The 3,550-nt window shown below is 67.5% G+C and carries 5 protein-coding genes; 3 read left to right on the forward strand and 2 right to left on the reverse strand.

Features of this window, described 5'->3' with window-relative positions; all coding sequences use genetic code 11:
- Positions 1-243: 243 nt before the first annotated feature.
- On the reverse strand, positions 244-1,404 hold the full coding sequence (locus H7965_RS29105) for an FAD-dependent monooxygenase (protein ID WP_186773992.1): 1,161 nt from the start codon (positions 1,402-1,404) through the stop codon (positions 244-246).
- An 822-nt stretch (positions 1,405-2,226) separates the two neighbouring features.
- Between H7965_RS29105 and H7965_RS29110 the strand changes: the two genes are divergently transcribed.
- The 3 genes from H7965_RS29110 to H7965_RS29120 all read left to right on the forward strand — a co-directional run bounded on the left by H7965_RS29110 (position 2,227) and on the right by H7965_RS29120 (position 3,349).
- Positions 2,227-2,460, forward strand: coding sequence for a hypothetical protein (locus H7965_RS29110; RefSeq protein ID WP_186773993.1), 234 nt, complete (start codon positions 2,227-2,229; stop codon positions 2,458-2,460).
- 226 nt (positions 2,461-2,686) lie between these two features.
- The gene (locus H7965_RS29115) at positions 2,687-3,019 is read left to right on the forward strand and encodes a hypothetical protein (protein WP_186773994.1); all 333 of its coding nucleotides are present in this window, start codon (positions 2,687-2,689) and stop codon (positions 3,017-3,019) included.
- 123 nt (positions 3,020-3,142) lie between these two features.
- On the forward strand, positions 3,143-3,349 hold the full coding sequence (locus tag H7965_RS29120; protein WP_186773995.1) for a dodecin family protein: 207 nt from the start codon (positions 3,143-3,145) through the stop codon (positions 3,347-3,349).
- Between the two features lie 71 nt (positions 3,350-3,420).
- Here the strand turns inward: H7965_RS29120 and H7965_RS29125 are convergent.
- Positions 3,421-3,550: transposase (locus H7965_RS29125; RefSeq protein ID WP_186773996.1), on the reverse strand; the 130-nt coding region annotated here is incomplete at its 5' end.

The raw sequence follows: 3,550 nt of genomic DNA on the forward strand, positions 1-3,550 counted from the left end.
CCTCTCGGGCTATGTCGCTGGCCGCATCTTCTACCGCCGAACCTTCCTCTCACGGGCGGGACAGGTCATTGCCACGCTCTGGATTGAGTTTCCGCGCGACATGCGGCCCTGCTTCGAGGAGGCGGTGACCACAATGTCGCTCTCATTCCGGGAAAGCAGGTAAAGGGAGAGGCGCCCGCAGCCAGTGGCTACGCTGCATCATTGCCGGTCGTCCTGCACGTGCCGTCAGGTCCGGCTGGGGGCCTACAATCGCTCCCCCTGGCGCTTCAGGAGCCGCCGCACGACCGGCGCCAGGAAGGGTCGTGCTGCCAGCCGTAGAATGGCTTCCCGTGCGAGCAACTGGAAGCGGTTCGCAGGTGTGAACAGGTGGACGTTGCGTCGCGCCATGCGCTGCGCGGCCACAGCCCATGGGCGCAGCCGCTCCTCGTAGGCCGTGCAGGCTGCCTCGGTGCCCTCGGGACCATCCGCCAGCGCGTCGGCGAGCAGGACGGCTCCGGCCATAGCCAGTGTCGCGCCCTGACCGGCGATCAGCGAGACCGCGTAGGCAGCGTCGCCAAGCAGCACGACCCGGCCCGATGACCAACACGGCATCACCACCTGGGCCACCTCGTCGAAGTATACGTCCTCTGTATCAGAGAGCCGGTCCAGCAGATTGGGAACGTGCCAGCCCGCCCCGGCAAAAGCGCGGCGCAGTTCCTCCTCCACTGTGCCGAAGCGTGGCCGCCCCTCCGTGCGCCAGATGAAGAACGCGACCAGCCTGCCGTCGCCCGTATAGGCGAGGGCTGCGGCGCGGTCGACTTCCGTGAGGGAGTACGATGCACCCGGTAGAGCGTCGGGGAACTCAGACTTGTCGAGCAGGAAGGCTGCCACGCGGGCATGGAGGGGCTGCACGAACTGGTCCTCTGCTCCAAAGCGGAGCGTGCGCACCCGGGAGTGGAGGCCGTCGGCGCCGACCAGAAGTTCGGCCTCCACCGCGGTTCCATCGCTCAGCCGGACGCCAACGCCATCTGGCGCTACTTCCACGGATGCAACCGATACGCCGAAGCGGACATCAACCCTGTCGTGGATGCAACCGTACAACATCCGCTCGATGTCACCGCGCATGAGATTGAACTGCCGGTCGCCAACTAGCCTGTCGATCGCTGGACCATCGATGGCGAACCGCTCCCGGCCCGCCGAGTCCATGTAGGCAAGACGCCGCGGCATGTGCCGGGCGGCCCGCAACGCGTCCGCCACACCCATCCGCTCGGCAGCATCCAGGCCCGGGTCCGAGAGGCCGAGCATGTATCCCCTGTCGCGCAGGCGGGGCGAGCGCTCAATGATGATCGGCGTGAGCCCCCGTTGGCGCAGGCGCAGGGCCAGCGAGAGCCCGGCGATGCCGGCGCCGGAGATGAGCACCCTCACCATGCCTCCCCGTGCCCGCGGCGGGCTGGCGCTCCAGAGAGAGGATCACCCGACCGCTCAGCCACCCCGGTTCGGGGCCGTCTCGTTCTCCGGCTGAGGATGCTGGTCCAGGGCATCCGACGAACTCTCGTCAGGATGTACGGCGTCGGCCTCAGCCCAGGGATCGGCGGAGCCTTCGGCCACGGGGTCGTCCTCCATCCCGCTGCCCCCGGCTCGCCCAGGGCTCGTTGGGTCGTCCGGCCGACCCTTTCCGCCTCGCCGGTCAGCGCTGCCGCTGGGATGCCCTTGCGACGCACTCGGGTTCCTTGCCATGTCCGTCTCCCGATCTATTGGTTAAGGCGCATTGCCCGCGCCCTCAACGTCCCGGCGGGCACGAGATTCCCGGGTGGCGCTCTGCCCCGGCAGCTTTCCGCCTTGCCCGCCAGAGTTAGGCGGACCTGCCGAAGGCCGGACCGAAGTAGGGAAATGGCATGGCCGAGCGTCCGACTGCTTTACTGCTTGTCGCCCTCGCCCTCGCCCTCGCCCTCGCCCTCTGCACTGTGCGGACCGCGGCCACTACGGTGTTGGAGAGGCGCATCCGGACGCGGCTGACACCGAAGCCGCCTCCGATCGGGTGCTCTAGCGCGTCAGCGCCAACCTCCTGATCGGCACGTTGGCGCCGCACGGGCGGTGCTGATGGCGCCAACCGATATTCCGAGCCGACGAGACGCTGGGTGCTGCCCTGCCGAGCGCTGACTGGCGAGGCCGACCGAACGCGCTCTTTGCCCCTGCGTTAGTTCTGGCCGCGTCCACGTGGCCGCGGCGTTCAGGGGAGGAGCCGCCATGCCCACCTGCGACCAATGCGGGAACGACTACGACAAGGCGTTCCAAGTTACCCAGGCTGGCCGGACCATGACCTTCGACAGCTTCGAATGCGCCATTCAAGCCTTGGCGCCGACCTGTGCCCATTGCGGCGTGCGGATTGTGGGACACGGAGCCGAGGAGGGCGGCAGCATTTTCTGCTGTGCGCACTGCGCCAAGCACAAGGGTGCGACGGCCGTGCGCGACCGGGCGTGACGAGGCCCGGAGCGGCCGGCGCACCGAGCGGCTGTTTGCCCCCAGCCGCGCGGTGACGTGCCGGACGGGGCACCGGAGCCAGTCGCGTCTCGTGCACCCAGAGCGGTCCCGGCTCGGTCGGCCTTTCTTTGGAATGAGAGCCACCATCCGCAACAGCGCGGTGCGACACCCGAAAGTTTGGCGGCTCCGTCTGCGTTCACTTCAACCTCGGCCCGGCGGAGGAAGTATGACCGAGGAGCAGATCGAACCGCGGCGGCCCTGGTATGCGACATGGTTCTGGCGCGCGCTTACTCTGTTGGCGCTCGGCCTAGCGCTGACTGCCCTCGGAGAGGTGCAGGTCCTTGCGGTGGGTGGGGGATTCCCCGCACCGATCCTGCCCGACTACACTCTCCTGCTCCCGAACATAACCGTGCTGCTGGGCTTCTCGGTCGCCCTCGTCGGCGCAGCAACGGCGCTAATCACCGCCTGCGCCGCTCTGCTGAACGGGGTCCGCAGGCGCCGCATGGTGCCCGGGCCAAAGGGCGGCACCACGGGGAGAGATGACCATTATATGGGGTAAGCGACAACGGGGCTCGGCTAGGGGCTCCTGCTGACACGCGCCCTACCGCTCCCGCCCAAACCGAAGCCCGACGGCGGCCGTTCTCGGCATGCCCACAGCCGCGGGCACATTGGGAGGCGTGCCATGGCGGTCGTGAAGGTCATCGAATTGCTCGGCGAGAGCGAGGAAAGCTGGGAGGACGCGACGCGGCAGGTCGTCGCCGAGGCGACACGGACCCTGCACGGGGTCACCTCCGTCTACGTCAAGGAATTCCAGGCCACGGTCGAGAATGACAAGGTGAAGAACTTCCGAGTCAACGCGAAGGTCTCCTTCGTCCTCGAACGCAAATAGCCACGCGTATCTCGTAGGCCCAGAGCGGCCTTAGTGTCTGTCCGGGATCATGTTGTTGTCTGGCAGAGCCTTCACAGCATGAGGCGAACGGAGGCCCAGCGCAGGAATGCGAGGCTGGTGCGGTTCAGGCACTCCCAGTCTTTGGCCAAGCGACGGCAGCGGTTCAGCCACGAGATGGTCCTCTCAACGATCCAGCGCTTC

The organism is Siccirubricoccus deserti, from assembly GCF_014283215.1.
Lineage (GTDB): Bacteria > Pseudomonadota > Alphaproteobacteria > Acetobacterales > Acetobacteraceae > Siccirubricoccus > Siccirubricoccus deserti.

What these genes read in the sequence shown, in the direction of transcription:
- H7965_RS29115 (WP_186773994.1), top strand. Translation starts at nt 2,687, where the DNA reads ATGACCGAGGAGCAGATCGAACCGCGGCGGCCCTGGTATGCGACATGG.
- H7965_RS29110 (WP_186773993.1), top strand. Translation starts at nt 2,227, where the DNA reads ATGCCCACCTGCGACCAATGCGGGAACGACTACGACAAGGCGTTCCAA.
- H7965_RS29120 (WP_186773995.1), top strand. Translation starts at nt 3,143, where the DNA reads ATGGCGGTCGTGAAGGTCATCGAATTGCTCGGCGAGAGCGAGGAAAGC.